14 protein-coding genes are annotated in these 26622 nt (G+C 46.6%); 8 read left to right on the forward strand and 6 right to left on the reverse strand.

The features are described 5' to 3' along the window. Positions 1-62: 62 nt before the first annotated feature. The 3 genes from BET10_RS05490 (at position 63) to BET10_RS05500 (ending at position 13889) form a co-directional block, all read left to right on the forward strand. Positions 63-557, forward strand: a complete 495-nt coding sequence (locus tag BET10_RS05490) for a hypothetical protein (protein ID WP_070983926.1) — start codon at positions 63-65, stop codon at positions 555-557. A 131-nt stretch (positions 558-688) separates the two neighbouring features. Next, entirely contained in the window at positions 689-1303 is a 615-nt protein-coding gene (locus tag BET10_RS05495; protein WP_070983927.1) for a phage tail protein, read from the forward strand. 175 nt (positions 1304-1478) lie between these two features. Beyond that, entirely contained in the window at positions 1479-13889 is a 12411-nt protein-coding gene (locus BET10_RS05500; protein ID WP_070983928.1) for an Ig-like domain-containing protein, read from the forward strand. 84 nt (positions 13890-13973) lie between these two features. Here BET10_RS05500 and BET10_RS05505 read toward each other — a convergent pair whose 3' ends face one another. Continuing rightward, positions 13974-15278 (reverse strand): inosine/guanosine kinase, encoded by a 1305-nt coding sequence (locus BET10_RS05505; RefSeq protein ID WP_070983929.1) that lies wholly within the window; start codon positions 15276-15278, stop codon positions 13974-13976. A 268-nt stretch (positions 15279-15546) separates the two neighbouring features. On the opposite strand from BET10_RS05505, the gene tadA reads away from it, so the two are divergent. Then, positions 15547-16050: a tRNA adenosine(34) deaminase TadA gene (gene tadA, locus BET10_RS05510; RefSeq protein ID WP_070983930.1), complete on the forward strand. Its 504-nt coding sequence runs from the start codon at positions 15547-15549 to the stop codon at positions 16048-16050. Here tadA and BET10_RS21430 read toward each other — a convergent pair. Together BET10_RS21430 and mltF are read right to left on the reverse strand one after the other, a co-directional pair. Next, entirely contained in the window at positions 16041-16199 is a 159-nt protein-coding gene (locus BET10_RS21430) for a hypothetical protein (RefSeq protein ID WP_170829113.1), read from the reverse strand. The genes tadA and BET10_RS21430 overlap by 10 nt on opposite strands. Before the next feature lie 92 nt (positions 16200-16291). Continuing rightward, complete coding sequence (mltF, locus tag BET10_RS05515; protein WP_070983931.1) at positions 16292-17659, reverse strand: membrane-bound lytic murein transglycosylase MltF; 1368 nt, start codon at positions 17657-17659, stop codon at positions 16292-16294. Positions 17660-17887: 228 nt separating this feature from the next. On the opposite strand from mltF, the gene purL reads away from it, so the two are divergent. The 3 genes from purL (at position 17888) to BET10_RS05530 (ending at position 22665) form a co-directional block, all read left to right on the forward strand. Then, entirely contained in the window at positions 17888-21772 is a 3885-nt protein-coding gene (purL, locus tag BET10_RS05520; RefSeq protein ID WP_070983932.1) for a phosphoribosylformylglycinamidine synthase, read from the forward strand. An 89-nt stretch (positions 21773-21861) separates the two neighbouring features. Further along, positions 21862-22173 carry a cupin domain-containing protein gene (locus tag BET10_RS05525; protein WP_070983933.1) on the forward strand — a complete coding sequence of 104 codons (312 nt, stop codon included), beginning with the start codon at positions 21862-21864 and terminating at the stop codon, positions 22171-22173. 33 nt (positions 22174-22206) lie between these two features. Further along, positions 22207-22665 (forward strand): hypothetical protein, encoded by a 459-nt coding sequence (locus BET10_RS05530; RefSeq protein ID WP_070983934.1) that lies wholly within the window; start codon positions 22207-22209, stop codon positions 22663-22665. Between the two features lie 78 nt (positions 22666-22743). Here the strand turns inward: BET10_RS05530 and BET10_RS05535 are convergent, their stop codons facing one another. Continuing rightward, on the reverse strand, positions 22744-23460 hold the full coding sequence (locus BET10_RS05535; RefSeq protein WP_070983935.1) for a hypothetical protein: 717 nt from the start codon (positions 23458-23460) through the stop codon (positions 22744-22746). Between the two features lie 975 nt (positions 23461-24435). Further along, the gene (locus BET10_RS05540) at positions 24436-24936 is read right to left on the reverse strand and encodes a lactoylglutathione lyase family protein (protein WP_070983936.1); all 501 of its coding nucleotides are present in this window, start codon (positions 24934-24936) and stop codon (positions 24436-24438) included. 94 nt (positions 24937-25030) lie between these two features. On the opposite strand from BET10_RS05540, the gene BET10_RS05545 reads away from it, so the two are divergent. Beyond that, a complete protein-coding gene (locus BET10_RS05545) occupies positions 25031-25906 on the forward strand; it encodes a LysR family transcriptional regulator (protein ID WP_070983937.1) in 876 nt (291 codons plus the stop codon). Positions 25907-25912: 6 nt separating this feature from the next. Here BET10_RS05545 and BET10_RS05550 read toward each other — a convergent pair whose 3' ends face one another. Next, a complete protein-coding gene (locus BET10_RS05550) occupies positions 25913-26575 on the reverse strand; it encodes a hypothetical protein (RefSeq protein ID WP_083330447.1) in 663 nt (220 codons plus the stop codon). Between the last annotated feature and the right edge of the window lie 47 nt (positions 26576-26622).

The raw sequence follows: 26622 nt of genomic DNA on the forward strand, positions 1-26622 counted from the left end.
TGGGTATTATCGTTTTTAGTTACAACAGTGCTTTGAATTTTACTTCAGATGCGAGTTAACGAATGAAGATAAACGTAGATATTACCAATCAATACGGGTACGATATTGCGGTCTATCCGTATAACAATGGGGCGCTGCCGAGCAATGATAAAGCTGAGATTGTCGGTAAAAGTGAGGGAAAAGGCTCATTAAGTGTTGAACGTTCAGAGTCAGGGATCATTGATATTCCGGGCATGGGAAGCGTGTTAGTGCAGTTTATGGGTGAACAAAAACTCTCGGAATACCATGATAAGTTTTGCGAACACCCAGACGACTTTGACCAATGTGAGCAAATGGTGCTGATCCGTTATAAAACGTCTGAATTGTACTGGCGTTTTCCAAGTTCAGCAGACAATGCGCAGGTCACTTTACAGGTGAACGATGTTGGTACTGTGTGTTTAGGGAAGGTATCAACTGGGAGCGTTCGGCAGGTTGCACTTCCTGAGTTGTTTATTCCGCCAGTATTTTCGGTGAACCCAATGGCTGAGCCACAAGATGAGGCCCAGCAGCCTGAGTAAACAAACTGCACAGGCTTTTTTAGCAAGTAAACTAAGTTTTTGTAAACAATATAGTTGATGTGACACACGAGAGTCGTTATAGCAGTCCGCCTGTCACTGATAAGCAATATATCAATTTAAGAGGACTAATTATGTCAGCAGATTCATATATCGGTACGATGCGACCTTTTGGCGGCACCTTTGCAATTCGCAATTGGTCAATTTGTTTGGGGCAATTACTGGCAGTTGCTGAAAATACAGCGCTATTTTCTTTACTTGGAGATTTGTATGGTGGTGATGCTCGTACCTCGTTTGGCATTCCAGATTTAAGAGGGCGTAGCCCAGTTGGTATGGGGGTCATGCCTGGGGGGAGAGATTACCGATTAGGTATGCGTTTTGGTGTAGAAAATATCGCGTTGGGAGCAACACAATTACCAAAACACACACATAGCGCTGCGTTTATACCTTCAGGTGGTGGTGTTACAGGTTCTCTTCAGGCTGCAACAAATAACGGTAACACAAATACCCCAGACGCCACTGCGTACTTAGCGGGCAATACAAATACCTCGATGTACTACAAGCAGCAAGGCCTATCGCCAGCACCTACATTAACTGAGTTAGCAGGGTTAAGTGTTGATGGTGGTAGTGCTGGGGGCAGCGTAGTGGTCAGTGATACAGGCGCGTCAGAGAGTTTTAGCATTCTTAACCCATTACAAGTTGTGAACTGGCAAATTGTATTGGATGGCATCTATCCATCACGAAACTGATATAGGGCTGAACAGGTCCCGCAGTTAATACTGCGAGGCCTGTTTCTTCTGAGAGCATTTTGATTTGCGGTATGTTTGAACCTAAGGGGTTCAGTAACTCGACAGCTTATAAATAAAACGCTTTTTGAATCTTGGGTACTGTGGAATATACCAAATCAGTCATTTGGAGTGGAAAATGAAGTTGAATCGAATCACAGCAGTTATTAAGGGTACACTTTTTTTAGGGCTATCTTTATCTTGTTTGTCTGCCACGGCTGCCTCTATTGACTATAAAGTGAAGTCAGGTAGTGGAGTAGCGAACATTTCGCATACAGATAGCTCCGTCACGTACTTGCTAGATGCTGGTACAGCGACTTCCTATACGTCGTCAACGATGACCGTGTATGGAGGCACCGCAGCGGCAGCAGATGACTATATCAATGGTTCGCCTTCTGCAACCGCTGGTGGGTATATTTTCTATACCAGTGATTCTAGCAATAACTTTAGTTTTGACTCAATTTCCATTTACCCTAATTTACAAATAGCAAATGATAATTATCAGATCCTCTTGAAAGGATATGATGGAGGAACTTCAGCGACGCCCGTGACCGCTACTATTACCGTACCCCAAGGAAACGCTACAGATGTATTTACGATTACAAGAGACACAGATTTTTCAGGCAATGATTGGCAAAACGTTGATACCGTGGTGTTGGAGTTTTATGACTCGTTTAATAGTGTTTATGACAACCGATTTGCAGTAGATACGATCACCTTTTCCGCTTCTGCTGATAGCACTCCGCCTACAATTAGTGAGGTTACAGCGGTTACTACACCAACAAACGACAACACCCCCAATTATACGTTCACGACTGATGAGGCGGGTGAGTTGTCGATCGGAGGCAGTTGTGGCACATCTAGCTCGACCACAATCAGCACCACAGGCAACCAAACGATAACTCTAACTCAAACAGATAACAGCACGGCTCTAGCCGATGGCACCTATAGCGACTGTACGGTCACTGTGACAGATGCTTCAAGCAACGCAAGCGATGCTTTAAGCATTACCAGTTTTACGGTAGACACCACAGCGCCAACGGTATCAGAAGTGACCGCAGTGACGACGCCAACGAATGATACAACACCAAATTATACGTTTAGCACTACAGAGACAGGCACTTTGTCTGTTGGTGGAAGTTGTGGCACATCAAGTTCCACGACTATTAGCTCGACAGGCAACCAAACCATCACTTTGACCCAAACAGATAACTCGACAGCGTTAGCCCAAGGCACGTATAGCGACTGTACAATTACGGTAACGGATTCTGCGGGCAATGCGAATACAGCGCTGGCAATATCCAGCTTTACAGTGGACACTACCGCGCCGACTGTTTCAGAAGTCACTGCAGTAACGACCCCAACTAATGACAGTACGCCAAACTATGCTTTCAGTACGACAGAGACTGGGACGTTAGCTGTAGGTGGAAGTTGTGGTACATCAAGCTCAACTACAATTAGCTCAACTGGCAACCAAATAATTACTCTGACTCAAACGGATAATTCAACGGCATTAGCGGATGGTACATACAGCAACTGTACCATTACCGTGACAGATTCTGCGGGCAATGCGAATACAGCACTGACGATATCCAGTTTTACGGTTGATTCTACGGCTCCGACGGTTGCGGAAGTGACAGCAGTGACGACGCCAACCAATGACTCAACACCAAACTACACGTTTAGCACTACAGAAACAGGCACATTGGCTGTGGGTGGAAGTTGTGGCACATCAAGCTCGACCACAATCAGTTCGACAGGAAATCAAACTATCACCCTGACTCAAACGGATAATTCAACGGCATTGGCCGATGGTACGTATAGTGACTGTACCATTACAGTGACTGACTCGGCGGGGAATACAAATACAGCGCTGAGCATATCAAGCTTTACTGTAGATACATCTGCACCTTCGGTTGCAGAAGTGACCGCAGTGACGACGCCAACCAATGATTCAACACCGAACTACACGTTTAGTACTACAGAAACAGGCACATTGGCTGTGGGTGGAAGTTGTGGTACGTCAAGCTCGACCACAATCAGTTCGACAGGAAATCAAACTATCACCCTGACTCAAACGGATAATTCAACGGCATTGGCCGATGGTACGTATAGTGACTGTACCATTACAGTGACTGACTCGGCAGGTAATACAAATTCAGCTTTGACGATTACGTCATTTACCATAGATACCACAGCTCCCACGTTTGATGGTGCAAACTCCACGCCCAATGATAATGCCACAGGTGTCACAGCGAGCGATGACATTATTGTCGACTTTAGTGAAAACATCGCATTAGGGTCGGGCAGTATTACCATTCGTGATGTGACTGGCAGTAGTGATTTTGAAGCATTTGATGTAGCAACTGAAAGCGATGGCACGACGACCACCCCAAGTGCAGGCCGTATAGGCATTACCAATGATAAAATCTATATTAATCCAACCAGTGATTTAACTGGCAATCGTAGCTATGCAATTCGTATTGATACTACCGCGGTGGATGATTCTGCGGGTAATAGCTTTGCCGGTATTAGCGACGACACCACCTTTAACTTTACCACCGCCAATACTGCGCCTGTGGTTGATTTAGACTCAACAAGTGGTAGTGATGACAGCAGTGCTTCTTTCTCTGAGGGCAGCGGTGCTGTGGCAATTGCTAGCAATGCTGCGGTTACGGAGGCGGATGGTGATACGATTACGACCATAACGGTTACACTCACCAATGATCAAGACGGCGCTTCTGAGGGGTTAAATGTGAGTGCAGCGGCGCAAGATGCATTGACGGGGATTTCAGGCTCTTCAGATATCACTTTGCAAGACACCATTACTATCTCTGGCGCAACAGCAACCGCATCTGAAGTACAAACCTTCCTACAGGCAATCACATACAACAATACCTCAAGCTCGCCTAATGAAACTGCCAGAACCGTGACTGTGGTGATTAACGATGGCACTGACAATAGCACTTCGCGTACTGCCACGGTCTCAGTGAGCAATGTCACTGCGGCAACAAGTACCGCGGCCAGCTTTAATAGCAGCAATGGTACAAACTTATCACCCGCCATTACTTTCACCAGCGATGACGAAACGCTGACCATAGGTGCGACCACGCATATCACAGGGTCAACCGCAGATGGTGGGGGCGGTACGGATATTTTGAGCGTGCCAACAGGGTCAAATCTGGCTAACTTTACCTCATTGACTAACTTTGAGACGCTCACGCCAGACAACGATGCGTCGTTGACATTGACTGAAACACAGCATGACGCGTTTACCACCATAAATGGCTCGGGTACGAACCAGTTTACTATCTCCAGTGCCAATGGCGATCAGGCTCTAACAGGTGACAGCGACATTGAAACCTATGTGTTAGGTGCTGCAATGAGCTTTACCATGGGCGTGGTGACTCAAAATGTTACGGGTAGTAGTGGGGATGATACGGTCAATGTGACCGGATTTACCGCCACAGGTGTGCTCTCAGGTGGTACAGGTACCGATACTCTGCAAGCGGACACTGGCGCCAACATTAGCGGTGCCACTGTCAGTAGCTTTGAATCACTGACCTTAAGTGACAATGCATCAGTGACAATGACCGAAGCGCAGCATGACAGCTTCTCAACAATCACAGCAGCGGCAACCGAGACGATTACAATCAGTGATGTAAGTGATGGTTTAACGGGTAACAGTGTTATTGAGAGCTATGTACTTTCTGCCGCCAATACCTTCACTTTGGGGGCCGCAGGGCAGAACCTGACGGGCAGTAGTGGTAATGATACAGTCAATGTTGGCACCTTGAGCGCTACAGGCACACTCACAGGTGGTAACGGTACCGATACATTGTCGGTGAGTGATGGCGGTAGTATTGCTGGTGCAACAGTCAGTGGCTTTGAAAATCTATCGGTAACCAGTAATGGCTCTGCAACGGTTACCGTGTCGCAACTATCTTCCTTCACAGGCTCTATTTCGGGCAGTGGCACGGAATCGTTGACGGTATCGGGTGATGGTGATGTGACCACCGTCTCTGCCATTGAGAATTATACGCTGTCAGATGACTCTACCAATACAAGAACCGTTACAGTCAGTGATGCAGGTCACTCAGTGACAGGTACATCAACCACAGATGCTATCACATTTGACCTCGGTTCATTGACCTATACGGGCACCATCACGGGTGATAACACGGTTGCGGATACTCTGTCACTTAGCTCAGGTGCAGATATTACGGGCGGCACCGTGACGGATGTGAGCAACCTAACGCTGGCATCTGGTGCGTCGGTGTCGATGACGGCCACTCAGCATGAAACCTTTACAGGCACGATAACCGCAGCGGGCTCAGAAACCATTACAATCAGCGGCGATGGCGACATTACCACCTTGACGGGCATTGAAAGCTATAGCGTTGGTGATGATAGCACGAATACCAGAACTATCACGGTTTCCACTGGCACCACCTCGGTTACGGCAAGTTCAACAACCGATGCGATCTCATTTGCGATAGGTGGTAGCACCTATACCGGCACTTTAATTGGAGACTCGAGTGTAGCGGATAACGTACAAGTTACAGATGGCTCCGATGTCAGTGGCGGTGTATTTACCAACATCAGTACGCTTAATGTGGGCAGTGGTGCGACGGTTGCCATTGATACTGCTAACCTCAGTGATTTTTCAACGGCCATCACAGGTAGCGCAGGTAGTGAAACATTAAAGCTGATGGATGGCGGTACGTTTGATTTTTCCACTACAACCGTCTCCGCAATTGAAGGGGTTGCAATAGGCACAGACAATACGGCTACTATCACGTTGACGGATAATTTCAGCGTTGATGGACAAACTATTTCTGTGACGAATACCAGTGGCAGTGCTATCACGGCTGATTTAACCATTGATGCATCCGCATTTGTCAGTGATGTACTGCAAATTACCGCCACCGACTTGGATGGTTCAGACACCATTACTGGTGGTAGCGGGGCAGATACTATTCGTCCAGGTGCTGGCACTGACTCTATGACGGGCAATGACGGCAATGATAACTTTGCAGGTGAGGAAGCGGATTTAAATGGCGATACCATTGCTGATTTAGCAGCAGGTGACACCATCACCATTACCAACCTTACAGGAATGACCACCTCGAATGTACGCTTTAACGGCACTGGCACACTAGAGGTAGACACCAACGCCACGACGTTTGCCAGCCCAGAGGTAAGCATCACTCTAACTAATGCACCGGGTAATGACTTGGTGTTCACGGTTGCCGATTCTGGCAGTGATACCTTGATAACGTTTGAAGATGCGAATGACGCGCCGGTGTTTACAAGTCTAAACGGTGGTAACACCTTTACAGAAAATGGCTCAACCATTGTGATAGATAGCGATGTAACGGTCGCTGATACCGAGCTGGATGCACTTAACAGTGGCAACGGTAACTATGATGGTGCCTCACTGACCATTGCTCGTTCAGGTGGTGCAAACACAGAAGATGTATTCAGCAATACTGGTCTACTTGGTACGTTAACCGAGAGCAATGCATTCGACTACAATGGCACGTCAATCGGTACTGTTACCACGAACTCATCGGGTACTTTAGTGCTTTCTTTCAATAGCAGTGCAACATCTGCTTTGGTAGATAGTGCTTTACAGGCAATCGGTTACACCAATAGCTCAGAAGACCCAAGCTCATCGGTTACGCTTAATTACACCTTTAGTGATGGCACCACAAATAGCACAGGCACCAATCAAGCTACGGTAACTATCAGTGCGGTGAATGATGCACCGACCGATATTGCGCTAACAGCAACCAGCATCGATCAGTCAAGTACGGGGGTATCTGCTACGGTAGCGACGGCCAGTACTACAGATGTAGAAAGTGGCGACAGTCATACGTATAGCCTTGTGAGTTCGGGAGCCAGCGACAACGGCACATGTAGTGCAAGCTCGGGCAATGGCAGCTTCCAGTTCTCTGGTAGCACGCTACAAACTCAAGCTTCTACCTCACCGGGTGACTATGTTATTTGTGTGCAAACTAGCGATGGCACAGCAAGCTATCAAGAGTCATTTACTATCACGGTTAATGATGATGTGGCGCCAGATGCGCCTTCAACCCCTGATTTAGACTCTGGATCTGATACAGGTGCGTCGAGCACAGATAATATCACCAGCGACACAACGCCAACCTTTAGCGGTACTGCTGAAAGCGGTGCAACGGTTACTTTATACAGTGACCAAGAAGGAGGCGGTACTACGTCAATTGGTAGCGCTACGGCTACGGGAGGTAATTGGCAAATTACCACCAGTACCTTAACAGCGGGTGTTACACACGCCATTTCGGCTAAGGCTACGGACTCATCAAGTAACGTGAGTAGCAGCTCAAGTTCGTTGAGCGTTACGATTGATTCAACAGCGCCATCAGCACCAAGTACACCAGATTTAGCAACAGCAAGTGACAGCGGCAGCTCTAGCAGTGATAACCTCACCAACGATACCACACCGACATTTACTGGTACTGGCACAACGGGCGACACCATTACACTGATTTCAGATGTTGATGGTTCGGTTGGAAGTACTGTAGTCAGTGGTGGTACGTGGAGTATTACCAGCTCAACACTTACTTCTGGTGCGCACGCAATTTCGGCACGCTCAACGGATACTGCCGGTAACAACACAGATAGTGCAAGCTTGAGTGTTACCATAGACGCCACAGCGCCAACGGGAGTCACAGCTAGCATAGATCAAAGCAAAATAGATGCAGATAATGAAGCGGCAATGAGCTTTACATTATCTGGCTTAGAGGGCTCAGGTAGCTTCACCTATGAAATTTCCGATGGTGTTGACTCAGTTAGCAGCTCAAGTGCTACAACCATTACCAGCTCATCTGCGCAAGTTACTTCAATTGACGTAACAAGCCTTGATGAAGGAACGCTTACACTTTCTGTGACGGTGACTGATACCGCAGGTAATGACAGCTCAGCGTTTACGGATACCGTAACCAAACAGTATAACGATGTGCCTGTGCTCTCTGGTACGCCCGCAAGTAGTGTGGATGAAGACAGTGCTTACAGCTTTACACCTACATTAACGGATTCAGATTCAGGTGACACGCATACCTTTAGTATTAACAACCAGCCTTCTTGGGCAAGTTTTGATACTAGTACTGGGGCGTTGACTGGTACGCCAGATGACAGCCATGTGGGCACGACCTCTAATATCCAAATATCGGTGAGTGATGGCTCAGATTCGGGAAGTCTTAGCGCCTTTAGCATTGAAGTCGTTAACACCAATGATGCGCCAACAGGGCAAGATACTAGCTATACCATTGATGAGGGAGGCACAGCATCCGCCGATAGTAGTAATGGTTTATTGAGTCTGGCTGATGACGATGATTTAGACTCCAATGATAGTTTAACTATAGTGAAAGACAGCGATCCTCAATATGGCACGCTTACGCTCAGTAGCGATGGCAGCTTTAGCTACGTGCATGGTGGCAGTGAAAATCACACGGATAGCTTCACTTACCACGTTGAAGACAGCAGCAATGCCAGCTCGCCTGTTTATACTGTGACTATCAATATGAATGCAGTGGAAGATGCGCCTACAGCGGTAAATGATACCCTGACAACGCTTGAAGATACCGCTAATTCGCTCAATGTTCTGTCAAACGACAGCGACCCTGAAGATAATATGGTTGCATCATCGGTGGTTGTGAAAACATCACCGACTCTTGGGCAGGTATCGGTAAGCAATGGCACGATAACGTATACTCCAAATGCGAATGTCAATGGGTCTGACTCATTCACTTACACAGTGAAAGACTCAACCCAAGCTGAATCAAATGAAGCAACAGTGAGCGTTACCATTACGGCGGTAAATGACTCGCCTGTTGCGGCAGACTTTACACCCAATATTGACGAAGATACATCGACGTCAGCCCTTACAATCAGGAGCAGCGCAACGGATGTGGAAGATACCAATCCAACGGGTGATATTACGCTTGAAACACAACCGAGCAAAGGAAGTGCTAGCATTGACCAAACGGCTGGAACACTCACTTACACGCCTGATGCTAATGAAACAGGAACTGATAGCTTCACCTACTCAATCCTTGATAGTGAAGGTGGTCAGTCAAATATCGCGACCATTTCAGTTAACATTGGTGCTGTGAACGATCGCCCAGTTGCGGGAGATGACTCTACGACCACCAACGAAGACACAGCAACAACGTTGGCTATTCTAAACAATGATTCAGATGTTGAAGATAGCGGCTTCGTTGGTGCTGATATTGCGCTGGAAGATCAAGGCAGTGGTGCTGGCGTGTACAGCCTCGCGAATGTTTCGGTTGCTACAGATGGGGTATTAACGATTGCACCGAATCAGGATCAAAATGGGGTGCTTACCTTCACGTACACGGTTGAAGACAGTGACGGTCTACGTTCAGACCCAGCAACCGTTACCGTGAACATTACGGCAGTCAACGATGCACCTGTTGCGGTTGATAACACCGCGCAATTGGCTGAAGATGGCTCTATCGAAATCAACGTGTTGGGTAATGATACCGACGTTGATAGCCAGCTTAATAGCTCAAGCGTGACCGTTGTGACTGCTGCGCAAGGAGGAAGTACTCAGGTACAAGCATCAGGCAGCATTCTCTATACGCCGAATGCTAATTTCTTCGGCAGTGACAGCTTTACATACACCGTTCAAGACACCGAGGGGCTGACGTCCAATCAAGCGACAGTGACTATCACAGTGAATTCTGTGAATGATGCGCCGGTTATCTCGGGCACACCAGCTACGACGGTCAATGAGGATGAAGCGTATAGCTTCGTGCCAACGGCCAGCGATGCCGACGACGATACACTTACCTTTAGCGTGATTAATCTACCTATCTGGGCAAGTTTTGATACCGCAACGGGCGAGGTATCTGGCACCCCAGTTGAGGGGCAGCAAGGTACTTACTCTGGTATTGTGGTATCGGTCAGCGATGGGCAAAGCACCACCTCACTTGCCGCGTTCGCAATTGTAGTGAATGCGGTAAATGATGCGCCAGAAATTTCAGGCACGCCTGCCACATCGGTTAATCAAGATGAAGCATATAGCTTTACCCCGCAGGCTACGGATGTCGACTCCCAGACCTTAACGTTTAGCATTGAAAACGTGCCAAGTTGGGCGATCTTTGATACCGCAACGGGGGCATTGACGGGCACTCCTGACATTAATGATGTTGGTGTTTACTCTGGCATTATTATCTCTGTCAGCGATGGTGAGCTGCAAGCCAGTCTTGATGCATTTGATATTACAGTCGTCGCGATCAATGCTGCGCCAGTTGCCAACAACATGCAGCGCAGTGTGAATGAAGATGGCACCACCAGCTTTGTTGCGGATGTAAGCGATGCTGATGGCGATGCGCTAACCTTAACACTGCAAGACTTACCACAAAATGGTGTCGCCTCAGTGCAAGGTACGGTCTTAACCTATACACCGCTGCCAAACTTCAATGGCACAGATAGCTTTAGCTACCTTGCATCAGATGGCGTGTTGCAATCCGATGTGGCAACAGTGAGCATTAATGTTGTGTCTATTAATGATCTACCGATTGCATTGGATGATGCATTTACCTTCACTTCAGTGACTGCTAATCAATATACACTGCCGGTACTGGATAATGACTCGGACCCAGATGGTGGCGTGCTTAGCATTATCGGTGCAAAAGCATCCTTGGGTAGTGTCAGTATCAATGGCGATACCTTGACTTACCAAGCGGTACCAAATGCACAAGGCCCAATCGTTGTTGATTATGTGATTGAAGACCAAGGCAAAGCGCGTGCCTCAGCCAAAGCCATGGTAACGATTACCAATGCTGGAGGTGGCCAAGCGCCGACTATCACTGCACCAAGTGATGTGACCGTGAACGCGACAGGCTTGTACACCAAAGTAGAATTGGGCACCGCAGTGGCTACTGACTCTCAGGGCAATACGCTTCCAGTGTCTCTGTTGAATGGCTTCCCACTATTTGCGCCTGGTCAAAGCATTGCGTACTGGCAAGCAGTGGACGGACAAGGGTTGCAAGCTACTGTGAGTCAAAATGTGAATGTGAACCCTCTGGTATCGCTTCAGAAGAATAGTCGCATAGCTGAGGGTAACAAACACAGTGTGGTGGTTTACCTAAATGGTCGTTCTCCAAATTATCCGGTAACAATTCCATACACCGTATCGGGTACATCGGATAGTGCGGATCATGACCTATTATCGGGTGAGGTTGTTATCAACTCTGGTTTCCAAACCAGCATTGAGTTTGAAACATTTGCTGATAGTGACATTGAAGGCAATGAAACCATTGTTATAACCTTAGACAGCAGCCTGAATATCGGCACGCGTGGTTCATCAACGGTGACAATCTCTGAAGCGAATATTGCACCGACACTGAGCACGAAAGTAGTCCAAGAAGCACAAGAGCGAGAGCTGGTTACTTCAACAGACAATGAAGTGACGATTACGGCAACCGTGGCGGATGCAAACCCTAACGACCAAGTCAGTGTTTCGTGGCAAACCTCTGCTCCGTTATTGAATCTTTCTGTTGTGCCAGAGCTGTTTGTATTTAACCCACTGGATGTCGCACCGGGTATATACAAAGTGAAAGTTACCGCAACAGACAATGGTACGCCGAATTTATCCACACAGAAAGACGTCTACATTGAGGTCATCGAGTCGCTCGCGCCGCTTGGAGATACGGATTCTGATGGCGATTTAATTCCAGACTCACAAGAAGGGTACACAGACTCTGATGGTGATGGTATTCCTGATTATCAAGATGCGATTTCGGATTGTAATGTGATGCAGGAACGAGCGCTACAAGCCACTCAATATCTGGTTGAAGGTGACCCAGGCGTTTGTTTACGCAAAGGGGCAACAGTTGTACAAAACCAAACAGGTGGTATTGAGCTGCTCACTGAAGAGCTACCAAGTGACCCTGATGCGCTAAACATAGGCGGTTTGTTTGATTACATCGCGACTGGTTTGCCGCAAGAGGGCGACACGTATAGTATCGTACTCCCTCAGCGTGTGCCTGTACCAGCAGGGTCCGTCTATAGGAAACTAAAAGACGGCCAGTGGCATAACTTTGCAATTGAAGATGGCAACCAAGTATTAAGCGCACAGGGTGAGCCGGGCTTCTGTCCACCACCAGGTGACAATCAATGGACTGTCGGTTTGATTGAAGGTAGTTGGTGTATTCAGCTTAATATTGTTGACGGTGGACCGAATGACGACGATGGTGTTGCCAACGGCGTGATAGTCGATCCAGGCGGCATCGCGGTGCCTATCACTGACAATGCACTACCGGTTGCAACCGCAGACTCTGTGGAAATTGTGTCAGGGCAGACCATTATCATTGACGCACTAGGCAACGATAGTGATGCGGATGGAGATACCCTCTCTATCACAGGCGCAACGGTCGACTTTGGTACTGTGGTTGTGCAAGATAATCAATTGCACTATACCCCGCCTGCCATGTTTGTTGGTGAAGCCCTAATTCAGTACAGCATTACCGATGGAAATGGCGGGACTTCACACAGCACCGCGACTGTTTCGATCATCACCAATAAAGCGCCTGTGACGGTGAATGACACCGCGGTATCTAATGGTTCAGCATTGGTTATTGATGTGCTTGCCAATGACAGTGACCCAGAAGGTACAGCGTTACACTTGGTATCGGCAACCGCTGAGCATGGTAGTGTTGTCGTGAATTCGGATAACATGCTGAGTTACACCCCACAATCAGGCTTTAACGGTACAGATACCATCACTTATGTGGTGCGTGATGAGTATGGCGCGACATCGCAAGGTACTGTGGCTGTGACCGTTAACAGTCAGCAAACTACAACCATTACGAACAGTTCATCAGGCTCATTTGGAGGGCTACTAGTGTTACTAACTTCAGCAATGTTTATACGCCGCAGTAAGTCTTTATTACCGGCATTTGCAATTGTGAGTACTGCGTGTTTGGTCAGCACGCAGGCACATGCATCGGATTGGAAAATAACCGCTTCGCTCGGTCAGGCAAGTGCAGATGCAAACACGGCACAAGCTGACTTAACGACGTTAAAAGTTGATGACAAAGACACCAGTTGGTCTTTTGGGGCGTTTTATAATGTTGCGCCACATTGGTATGCGGGCGTTAGGTATATCAATCTAGGTGAGGGCAGTGTGAGCTTTACTGGCACGGTCAACGACCCTAGTCAAGTACACAGCGCGCTGGCTGATGTTGCCCCCGTATTGCCAGAGGGGATTGCAATTCAAGCTGATTACGCTAAGAGCTTAGCAAATCACTTTGAAGGTAAAGTCTTTTTCGGTGCTTTCAATTGGGAGTATGAGATTGACAGTATCCGTGATGGCGGTTCATCACAAAGGTATGAAGACAGTGGCACAAGTGCCTATCTTGGTGGCGGGCTCTATTACACGGTCTCTAATAGCGTTACTGTGGGTTTAGACTATAGCTACTATTTCGTTTCTAAAAACGACATAGATGAAATCGCTTTGAGTCTACAATATCGATTCTAAAATGTGATTGAATAAGAAAGCCCCATTAGGGGCTTTTTTATTTTTGACTCACGCTAACTTAGCGTGGAAGTGGATAAGATTAGCTTACTTATCCCAATAAGATTGTTCTAATGAGTCTTCTCGCTCAGGCAGACCGCGAGACAGACGAGGAGAGTGCTGAACCAGCACCTCATAGCTTGCTCGGTTAGCATATTTACTTATTTGCGCTAAAGAAGAATAGGTCATAGCCTGTTGTTCATGTTTCGCTGAGTTTGGTACGTTTAATTTATGGTACTCATTGGCTGAGAGGTCATGTAGAACGGCGGCCAAAGCACAGTCGCCAGCGCCATTGGTGTTTTTAATGGTATCTGGGCCACCCATGTACGGAGCTGTGTGGCTATAGGCTCGAATGGGGTTTTTACAATCGGCTTTGCGCATACCACGAGAAAATTCGTAGCGATTAAATTCAGCAATTGCACCCGGTAGCAATGGGTACTCCGTTTCGCGCTTAAAGTCGTCATCGATGTAACCTGCCATAAACAGCCCTCTAGGGCCTGCAGTACAAATTACAAGGTCTACCCAATCCAAAGCTTTGTCTGCGGCAAGTAATGGATCATTAAAGCCTGTGATGGCTTCGCCTTCCTCTTCATTCATCGCGAGAATATCAACATGCCTCTCAACAAACTCGGCCCACCATTGTGGGTCTTGTTCGATCAAAAACTTAGTGCCTAAGGTTAATACCACAGGCACACCAGCTTGGTTTGCATATTTGACCGCCTGCATGGTCGCTTGTGTCATCGTTTCATCTGCGGTGGTACGCATAAGATAAGCACTGATCACAAGCGCAGAAGCATTTTCAATTAAAGATTGAGAGATAGACTCAGGACGTAAATGATTCATCAGTCCTGCGCTAATCGCGAAAGTACGTTCACCACTGTCATCTATGAGCGTAAAACAGCGACCGATAGGGCCATCTACAGGTTGTAGATAATTCAAATCCACTCGGCTTGAGGTGTTACACAAAAACTTATAGGCATAGCTGCCAACTTTGATGTTTTCACTCATCACCCCGAGCAGCACCGAACGGTCATCAGCTAACACTGAGTAGTTGTGCATGGTGTTGCCTATGGTGCCGCCGGCAAACTCGTAATCAATCATATTGTCGCGCTTCAAACGCTCGTAAAGTGCGTTGGTGATGTCACTTTCTATGACTTGCGACATGCCACGTTGCAGACCAAACTCATCTAAAAAGGCTTGGTCAACTTTGGCTTCGATATCAACAACGATCTGGTCGATACCACAGATGTAACTGCGCTTTAAACCGTTATCATTGCCTAACTGGTTGATTAGTGGGTCTTTATCTTCCACTGGAAAATAATGCTTATGCCTACGGCGTCCCGGAAATTTCATGTTTTACCCGTGTGTGTTGAGCTCAGGAAATAAAAAAAGCGGCGAATTATAGCTTAAGTGTAGCCTTCAGGGCCACGTGATTTTGTGATTTTCTAGGATGATTACACTAATATGACGAAAAATAGCCAATTTTTTAGATGGATTTACCTAAAATGGTTAATTTTTGCGAGTCGCTTGCTCATTCGCTTGATTGAATAAAGCGCGTAGGTTTATCGCATGGGGTGTTCACGATATACTAAGCGCGATATTGTCACTAAATTTAACCTTCATGAACGAGCACGAACAAGATCAATACTGGATGTCACAGGCATTGGCCTATGCGGACAAAGCCAAGCAACAAGATGAAATCCCCGTTGGTGCGGTGGTGGTAAAAGACAACCAGTTAATTGCTGCAGGGTGGAACCAGTCTATTTGTCAGCATGACCCTTCAGCTCATGCAGAAATGCTAGCCATTCGTGAAGCAGGTAAGGTGTTGGAAAACTACCGTTTGGTCGATTGTACTTTGTACGTGACGCTAGAGCCTTGCCCTATGTGCGCTGGATTGTTGGTGCATAGTCGTTTAAAGCGAGTGGTGTTCGGTGCCAAAGATGCAAAAACAGGGGCCGCTGGGTCAATCATGAATATTGTCAAAGAACCTAGGCTAAACCATCAGTTAGAGGTTACTGAAGGCGTACTTGCAGAACAATGTAGTGAAAAGCTCTCAGCCTTTTTTAAACGTCGCCGTAAAGAAATCAAGGCGGCAAAAAAGCAAAAAAAAGCGGCTCAAGGTTGAGCCGCCATTTCTTCCATTTGCAATAAGGCAAATAATTTTCTTCGTAGTAGCACTTTTTTGTGTGCGTTTTTGAGCATGACACGACGTCTGTTTGGTGAGGTATGTCGTGTATTGCGTTTAAATTGATGAGTTCGACGTCTTTTTAGCATCTGAACCTCCTTATATGTGTGAGAGAAAAGCACGCTGGCAGCATTACAACTATACATTGCAGTTTAATGACACTTCATAATTAGGTTGCAAGCTACTTGCCAGAAGTTACATCGAGTGCATTATTTTCGTCTAACCAGACTAATGCGTCGTAGTAGCGTCGGATGTTGTCAACATACTGTACCGCAACATCTCCGCGTGCATATCCATATTTGGTCTTTCGATAGTAGCGCTTTTTAATTAACAGCGGTAGTCGTTTTTTTACATCGGCCCAACTGTCAGGATCGGCCCCTTGTTGCTGGGTGATGATCCTTGCATCATTCACATGCCCCCATCCAACATTATACGATGCTAATGCAAACCACGTTCTGTCTGGGTAGGCAATTCTTTTCGGAATACGTTTTAATAATTTTGCTAAATAATCGGCACCGCCGCGAATGTTTTGCTCAGGTTCGAGTCGATTCGTCACGCCAACTTGTTTTGCTGTAGGTTGCGTTAGCATCATTATGCCGCGTACCCCGGTCGGTGATTTGGCTCTAGGGTCCCACATAGACTCTTGATAACTCAATGCTGCAAGCAATCGCCAATCTATATTTCTCGCATATTGTTTAAACCATGCTTGATAGGTGGGTAACACCTCATGTGCAGCCTCAACAAATGCCAGTGCATTAACGTAGTTAAATGAAGATATATGGCCGTAATATTTTTCTTCAAGTGTATACAGTACATCAGTTTGCTTTAACTGAGCAAAAAAGGGCAGCAACAGGGCATATAGCGAATCATCGTCGTCATTACGCAGCACCCATGAAATGGGGTCACCACGGGTAATTGAAAAGCCGATACTCACCGTGGGGTGATAGCGGCGAAACAAGGCGAGTGTATGCGAGTCGGCTATGGTGTAATCTATTTGCTCATCGATAATTGCAAGCAATAGTTCTTCTTCGTCCATGTCGCTGATGGCGAACCAATCTAAAGATGGATGCTGTTGTTTAAGTGCTTGTAAGGTCAACACGTGGCTAGAACCGGCTAACACCGTAATGGGTTTATCTATGTCTTCGATGCTTCGAGGGCGTGTTCGACCTTGCTTAAATACCAACTTTTGGCTGACCGAACGATAACTTGGACCGAAACGATATAGTTGCGTTCTGTTTGGGTGATAGCTCAAACCTGAGGCGATTAAATCCAAGTCGCCTTTATTTAATCGTGCAAACATCTCTGGCAAGCTGAAAAATGGCACCATTTGTAGTTGTACGCCCAAGTAGTCGGCAAATTCGGCGCTGAGTTCGTATTCGTAGCCTTGCTCACCATTGCGAGCCTGAAAATAATTACCGGGGCCTGCCAAAGTGCCTACGCGGATCACTTGCTTTTGCTTAATCTGTTCAAGTTGGTTTTTTGGCGTCTTTTCGCACCCACACAGGATAGCGAACATAATAATGGCCAGTAGCCACTTAATTGCTTGCATTCGTTCTCCTGATTGGGGGTAGCCTTGTATTTCACGTTAGCTAACTTTGCTTGCGAACGCAAAATTTATCCGTCGCTGGCGTTTTAATAACGTATAACTATCTGGATTTACATCAAAAAGAGGTATTTTTGCGAGTTTTGGCATTATTAGTGTTAAACCCAGCCAACATTTCTACTATAATAGCGACCCTAAATATCGTTCAATCCCTAACCCCGGATGAAAATACCTATGTTGATCCTACGTGGTGCGCCTGCACTGTCTGATTTTAGAGTTCAAAAAGTCCTTAAAAACTGCGCGGATGCAAACTTACCTGTTTCAGGTGTGTATGCCGAATTTATGCATTTTGTTGATTTAACCGCTGAGCTTAGCGAGGCTGAACAGGTTAAGTTAAACAAGCTATTAAAATATGGTCCAACGATTGCGGAACACGAACCGCAAGGGCAGTTGATTTTAGTCACTCCTCGTCCTGGTACCATTTCTCCTTGGGCATCAAAAGCGACCGATATCGCAAATAACTGTGGTTTGAGTCAGGTTCACCGTGTTGAGCGTGGTATAGCCTATTACGTTGAAGGCGAACTGAATGCTGAGCAACTAGCACAGGTTGCGGCGTTATTACATGATCGCATGACTGAAGCGACGCATAGCCAACTAGAAGACGCAGCTTTACTATTCAAAGTAGATGAACCGCGCCCAATGTCATCGGTTGATATTTTAGGTGGTGGTAGTGAAGCGTTGGTTAACGCAAACATTGAACAAGGTTTTGCGCTTGCAGAAGATGAAATTGACTATCTGGTAGAAAACTTCCAAAAGTTAGGGCGTAACCCGAACGACATCGAATTATTTATGTTTGCCCAAGCAAACTCAGAGCACTGTCGTCACAAAATATTTAATGCAGATTGGACCATTGACGGGCAACAACAGCCAAAGTCACTGTTCAAGATGATTAAAAACACCTATGAAACACACCCTGAAAACGTATTGTCTGCCTATAAAGACAACGCAGCGGTAATGAAAGGTTCTAAAGCGGGTCGTTTCTTCCCAAATCAAGAGGGTGAATATGCCTATCATCAGGAAGACATTGAAATTCTGATGAAGGTTGAAACACACAACCACCCAACGGCGATTGCACCATTCTCAGGAGCGTCAACGGGCTCTGGTGGTGAAATTCGTGACGAAGGCGCAACGGGCCGTGGTTCTAAGCCTAAAGCGGGCTTGGTTGGCTTTACAGTATCAAACCTGCGTATTCCTGGGTTTGAACAGCCGTGGGAAAGCGACTTTGGTAAGCCAGGTCGTATCGTTGATGCTTTAAATATCATGACCGAAGGCCCACTGGGTGGTGCGGCATTTAACAACGAGTTTGGTCGTCCAAACCTGCTGGGTTATTTCCGTACCTATGAAGAGAAAGTAAATAGCCACAACGGTGAAGAGGTGCGTGGTTATCACAAGCCAATCATGTTGGCGGGCGGTCTAGGTAATATCCGCAACGAGCATGTGCAAAAAGGTGAGATCCCAGTTGGTGCAAAACTCGTTGTGTTAGGTGGCCCTGCGATGAACATCGGTCTTGGTGGTGGTGCTGCCTCGTCAATGGCATCAGGCCAATCAAACGAAGATTTAGACTTTGCTTCTGTGCAGCGTGAAAACCCTGAAATGGAACGCCGTTGTCAGGAAGTGATCGACAAATGTTGGCAACTAGGTGATGCAAACCCAATCGCGTTCATTCACGATGTGGGCGCCGGTGGTTTATCAAATGCTTTCCCTGAACTTGTGGATGATGGTGGCCGTGGTGGTAAGTTCCAACTGCGTAACATTCCAAACGATGAGCCGGGCATGGCACCTCATGAGATTTGGTGTAACGAATCTCAAGAGCGTTATGTACTTGCAGTAGCTGCAGAAGATTTTGCACGTTTTGAAGCCATTTGTAAGCGTGAACGTGCGCAATATGCTGTGATTGGTGAAGCGACAGAAGAGCGTCACCTAACGGTTGCTGATAGTCACTTTGATAACAATCCAGTGGACCTACCTTTGGATGTATTGCTAGGTAAAGCGCCAAAAATGCACCGTGATGTAACATCACAACGTGTTCAAGGCAGCGCATTAGATGTACAAAGCATTGATGTACAAGATGCGGCAAAGCGTTTATTACGCTTACCTGCAATTGCTGAAAAGACTTTCTTGATCACCATTGGCGATAGATCGGTAACGGGCTTAGTCGCACGCGACCAGATGGTTGGTCCTTGGCAGGTGCCAGTTGCAAACTGCGCAGTGACTGCGGCGGCGTTTGACACCTATCACGGTGAAGCAATGTCAATGGGTGAGCGTACACCTGCGGCGCTGCTCAACTACGGTGCTTCGGCGCGTCTTGCGGTGGCTGAGTCTTTGACTAACATTGCGGGTGCAAACATTGGTGGTTTAGAGAACATTAAGCTATCTGCAAACTGGATGGCCGCTGCGGGTCACCCGGGTGAAGACGCAGGTCTTTATGAAGCGGTTAAAGCGGTAGGTGAAGAGCTTTGTCCTGCGCTTGGTTTAACCATCCCAGTGGGTAAAGACTCAATGTCGATGAAAACCACATGGCAAGACAACGGCGAAGAAAAGTCGGTAACGGCACCGTTGTCGCTTATCATCACCGCGTTTGGCCGTGTTGAAGACATCCGCAAAACGGTTACCCCACAGCTTCGCACAGACAAAGGCGAAACATCGCTTATCTTGGTTGACTTAGGTGCAGGCCAAAACCGTATGGGCGCCTCAAGTCTTGCGCAGGTTTACAAGCAACTTGGTGATAAAACGCCAGATGTAGATAGCCCTGAATTGCTAAAAGGCTTCTATGACGCGATGCAAAGCTTAGTCGCTGATGAAAAGCTATTGGCCTACCATGACCGTTCAGACGGTGGTTTATTCACAACCGTTACTGAAATGGCGTTTGCAGGCCATACGGGTGTGACTGTAGAGCTTGATGCTCTAGCTGGTAGCGACATCGAAGTACTTTATAACGAAGAACTTGGTGCGGTTATTCAGGTTCGCAATGAAGATTTAAGCGCAGTCAATGCCGTATTAGCACAACACGGCTTAGCAGCAGTTAGTCACCCAATTGGTACGCTCAACAGCGACGATAGCATCGTATTTAACCGTGCTGGTAACGCAGTATTGAGCAACACACGTACAGAGCTACGTACTATCTGGGCTGAAACGACGTACCAGATGCAAGCGCTGCGTGATAACCCTGAGTGTGCAAAACAAGAATTTGATGCCAAGTTCGATGCAAAAGACCCAGGCCTAAATGTAAAACTCAGTTTTGATATCAACGAAGATATCGCCGCGCCTTACATTGCCACAGGCGCTAAGCCTAAGATGGCTATCTTGCGTGAGCAGGGTGTTAACTCTCATCTTGAAATGGCAGCGGCATTTAACCGTGCAGGCTTTGCAGCGGTTGACGTGCACATGAGTGATATTTTGGAAGGGCGTTTAACGCTTGAACAGTTTAAAGGGTTAGTGGCGTGTGGTGGCTTCTCATACGGTGACGTATTAGGTGCTGGTGAAGGTTGGGCGAAGTCTATCCTATTCAACGACATGGCACGTGAGCAGTTTAAAAACTTCTTTGAGCGCCAAGATACCTTCAGTTTAGGTGTATGTAACGGCTGTCAGATGATGTCGACACTCAGAGAGCTTATTCCAGGCACTGAACACTGGCCGCGTTTTGTAACCAACAAATCTGAGCGTTTTGAAGCACGCTTCAGCTTGGTTGAAGTACAAAGCAGCCCGTCGGTATTCTTTGATGGTATGGCAGGCTCTCGTATGCCAATCGCGGTATCACACGGTGAAGGTCATGCCGAGTTTGCCAATGCTGGTGCGGTACAAGCGGCGCTTGATTCAGGTACCGTAGCGGTTAAGTTTGTAGACAACTACGGCAACCCAACCACGCAATATCCAAATAACCCGAACGGTTCACCAGAAGGGATCACGGGTATTACCTCAACGGATGGCCGTGCAACGGTGATGATGCCACACCCTGAGCGTGTATTCCGCGCTGTGGCGAACTCTTGGCATCCAGATGAGTGGAAAGAGGACAGCCCGTGGATGCGTATGTTCCGTAACGCACGTAAGAACGTGGGTTAATCACTCGATCAATGTAATAAAAAAGCCGCTGCGTATATCACTACCCAGCGGCTTTTTGTTTGATACAGCTGATGAAATGAGCCAAAACAATGAAAGTTATTCGCAAAAAAGAATTCACAGCGCAGCACGCATGGGGCGCATTGGATATCGCCAATATGAATGGCATCACCACACGCTTACATTGGACCAACGAGCCATACAAGTGGCATATCAATGATGGAGAAGAGGTATTTGTGGTGTTAGATGGCAGTGTTGAGATGCGCTACAAAGAGCAGGGCCAAGAAAAATCAGCGCAACTCAACGTCGGTGATATTTTCTATGCAAGCATGGGGACTGAACACGTGGCTCACCCGCAAGGAGAAGCGCGTATTTTAGTGGTTGAGTCTGAGGGGAGTGTGTAAATTTAACCATAACGGACACATTCAGGAGGCAAAATGAATTCTACGGGTAATAAGTATCTTGTCACAGCGGCAATCGCCTGTTTTGTTGCTGCGCTGGCACATGTGGGCTGTATTGTATTTGGCGGTGATTGGTATCGATTTTTTGGTGCGGGTGAACAGATGGCGCTAATGGCAGAGCAGGGGCTTTGGTATCCTACTATTGTGACCACAGCCATAGCCTTACTGCTTTCGATTTGGGGGCTTTATGCCCTGTCGGGGGCGGGGGTAATTAAACGCCTACCCTTTACCAAACTAGCGCTGCTGCTTATAGCCTGTGTATTTTTACTTCGTGGCGTTTGTTTTGTTGGACTCATGCCAATGTTCCCAGAAAATAGCCTAACATTTTGGTTAGTAAGCTCAGGTATCTGTGTGTTTATTGGCGGCCTTTTTGCTGTGGGCTATTGGCAGCGATGCTCAGCAGGTCGGTTAAATAAAATGAGCTACAAAGATTAACAGTACAGCCTCTTTAAAAGCGCGAACCACACCTGTTTTAAAGACAAGTTTGTGTGCCTGTCCTTTTCAACTATCCTCCTACTGTATTTCTTCTGACTTACCAGACAAAAACTCTATAGCCTGTATAGATTTTACGTTTTGCAGCTTTTCTTGGTACTTCTTTATATCTAGGAACCAAAAGCTTCTCCCGCAAGGAGCACCTGTACGTCCTGGCTTGGTATTGAACTTTGTTTCTAGAAAATACCTTGTTCCCAAGCGGTAGCCTATTGCAGAGACAATCCTCTTGTCATTTTCCTCTGCAAACTCTTCCAAAATTTCTTCGGTGGCAATCTTTTTGAGTTTAGAAATAGCTGCCCACTTAACAGGCCACTCTTTTCCGGTTTGGTCTACAACTGCAACTTTGTATATTTCTGTAATGGAAATGCTATCTGGTAAAGAAACACTGACCTCAGCCTTTTCACACTCTCCCAGCTTTATCGTCTTTTTAGGGCTTTGCACCCAAATCCAGCGTCCTTTTTTATGCTGAAAGCGCTTGGTGAGTCTATGTGACCAAATTCGCGGAATAATGAAATATTTAATCTGATCTATTGCTACTGGTCTTCTGCCAACAGAGCGAATCGTAATTTTATGGGTGGGCCTACTTGGTGATTCAAAACCGAATGACGAGTCGCACATTAGTTTTGGCCTATCCATGCCATGCTGCCTAAATCTTAACCAAAGGCCGAGTACACCTGCAATGGTACCGATAGTGCCAGTTACTGCGCCCCACAATGCAAGAATTTCAGTTTGACTCATACCCTTCCTAGAAATTTAACAGCGTATTGCCGAGAATTCCTGTTAACACTCAAGATGTCTATTGCCAGAATTATCAAAATACGATGTTTAATAATTTAACTATTAGTAACTTACACATAACTACAAGGAATTATTATTGTTTAAACTAGTCTATAACCGAGAATTTACTTAATCGAGACTGAATAAAATTACATAACGAGCAAGTAGGTTGGATTAGGTGCGAAGCACCGCCATCCAACGCAAGCGTTTCAATGTCGGATAGCGCTACGCTTATCCGACCTACGGGTTACAAACCCACTCACCGTGTCTTTAACATCTGCTGTAAACAAACGCAGCTTAAGCGCTCATAAAAACAAATATAAAAGGCGCTTTAAACTCGTCCTATTGTTGTTTAGCAAGTAGGTTGGATTAGGTGCGAAGCACCGCCATCCAACGCAAGCGTTACAATGTCGGATGGCGCTACGCTTATCCGACCTACGGGTTACAAACCCACTCACCGTGTCTTTAACATCGGCTATAAACAAACGCAGCTTAAGCGCTCATAAAAACAAATATAAAAGGCGCTTTAAGCTCGTCCTATTGTTGTTTAGCAAGTAGGTTGGATTAGGTGCGAAGCACCGCCATCCAACGCAAGCGTTACAACGTCGGATGGCGCTACGCTTATCCGACCTACGGGTTACAAACCCACTCACCGTGTCTTTAACATCGGCTATAAACAAACGCAGCTTAAGCGCTCATAAAAACAAATATAAAAGGCGCTTTAAGCTCGTCCTATTGTTGTTTAGCAAGTAGGTTGGATTAGGTGCGAAGCACCGCCATCCAACGCAAGCGTTACAACGTCGGATGGCGCTACGCTTATCCGACCTACGGTTACAAACCCACTCACCGTGTCTTTAACATCTGCTGTAAACAAACGCAGCTTAAGCGCTCATAAAAACAAATATAAAAGGCGCTTTAAGCTCGCCCTGTTGTTGTTTAGTAAGCCCCTTCGCTATAAATTAGCTCGTAGCTGTGGCTGTATATCTCTAGGATGTTGCCAAAGGGGTCTTCCATATAAATCATTCGGTATGGTTTTTCGCCGGGGTAGTAATAACGCGGTTGTGCCATGCGTTTTTTGCCGCCAGCTGCCACGATTCGCTCTGCCAACGCTTCCACATTTGGGTCTTGCACACAAAAGTGAAAGATGCCCGTTTTCCAGTATTCAAAGTTATTTTCGGGGTTACTTTGATTGTTAAATTGAAAGAGTTCTACACCAATTCTGTCCCCTGTTGATAGGTGGGCGATACGAAAGTTTTGCCAGCCTGCACCAAATACATCGGTACACATTTGCCCAATGGCGCTGTTATCTTCTGTGATCTCAGTGGGCTCCATAATGAGATACCAGCCCAACACTTGCGTATAAAACTCAACCGCTTTATTTAAATCTGGCACCGAAATACCAATATGAGAAAAGTTCCGTGGATAGGTGTTGTTCATAAATTGCACTCCAAAATAGTGTGAGCGGGCAGGTTACAAACGATAGTTAATTAAGTAAAATTATCATTAATCATAAAAATGAGAATGTTTTGTAATGATTAATCTGACTTGGTTAAATACGTTTTGCACCTTGGTAGAAGTTGGGCACTTTACACACACCGCACAAAAGTTGTTTATGACCCAATCTGGGGTTAGTCAGCACATTCGCAAACTAGAAACGCAGTTAAAGACGGAGCTACTGATAAGAGAGGGTAAGCAGTTTTCTTTGTCGGATGCGGGCCAGCGGCTGTATGAGCAAGGTAAACCTTTGTTAACTGCAATGGTAAACATTGAGCGTGAGGTGACACGGGATGACCCCTACGAAGGGGGGGTGAAGGTGATGTCACCGGGCAGTGTTGGTTTAAAACTATACCCCAAATTGCTAGCCTTGCAAGCGTGCTACCCACGCTTAAGTATTGATTATCGCTTTGCGCCCAATGCAGATATTCAAAAAGCGGTAGGCGAGTCACAAATAGATTTTGGTTTTATGAGCATCAAGCCAACCTCACCCGATGTACGTGGCGAGTTGCTTGCCAGTGAACCGTTATTGCTGGTGACCCCTGCTGATATGCGCACTGTTTCGTGGCAAGGGCTAACTGAGCTGGGGTTTATCGATCACCCAGATGGGGCGCATCACGCCGATTTGTTGCTCAGTGCCAATTTTCAGCAATTTCAACATAGCGATTTATTACACAGGAAGGGGTTTTCCAATCAAATCAGCCTGATATTGGAGCCTGTCAGTAGAGGTTTAGGCTTTAGTGTATTGCCAGCTTATGCAGTTGAGGCATTTAACGCGCAACATGCCATTAAGGCTCATCACCTCAATGTGGCGGTGAGTGAGCCGCTTTATGTGGGTGTACACAGTAAAAAAAGCTTACCAAACCGAGCAAAAACAGCTTTGGATGAAGCGCTTAAGTGGCTCGGTTCGTAAGCAAGGTTATTCCAACCCCTGCGTATCGTAAAACAATGGTTTGAGTGAACCACAGTTGACGAACTTTAAAGTCAGTTCACTGTGCGGGGGCACGCGCTTTGAAGTGCGAAACTTTTGCATACAGGCGCTGGTCAGATCCACATAAATAAGGTGGTTGAAGCTCGGAGACTGTTGAATTTTATGAATATACATATTGCCATCTTCAGATATCGGGATGGCGTCGTATTCTTGCCATTGCGACGAGGGGGTTAAATCCGTGAGCACGCGGGAGTAAAGCTTTTTACTAAATACAATCGGAAAATTCTCATGCATTTGGCTGCCACCGTCGGCAAAGTGGCCGCTGTAAACATCCGCTTTTACTTCTAACTCCTCACCACGCATTAAGCGTTCAATATTAAACTTTTTAGGTTTAATGGTGACCAGTTCAGCATCTCGCACCAAGCTAAGAAATGCCACCCCTGGGGTTTCAATTTTATATACCACCTGGACATTATTTGGAAATTGATAGCGTGGTAGGTTCAGGGCATAAATTCCCGCGCCCTGATTAATTAAAACCATAGGGTGCTCCCCATAATATGCGGGATTGAGCGGAGGTGGCTCTTGCTCTTCTTTAGCGTGTACACACAAAGTTACCAGAGAAAGTAAGAGGGTCAGTATTGTTTTGTTCATCATCATAGCAAGGATATATGTTGGCGGCGTAGGCCGTTTCGTATAAG

This window comes from Pseudoalteromonas amylolytica (assembly GCF_001854605.1).
GTDB lineage: Bacteria > Pseudomonadota > Gammaproteobacteria > Enterobacterales > Alteromonadaceae > Pseudoalteromonas > Pseudoalteromonas amylolytica.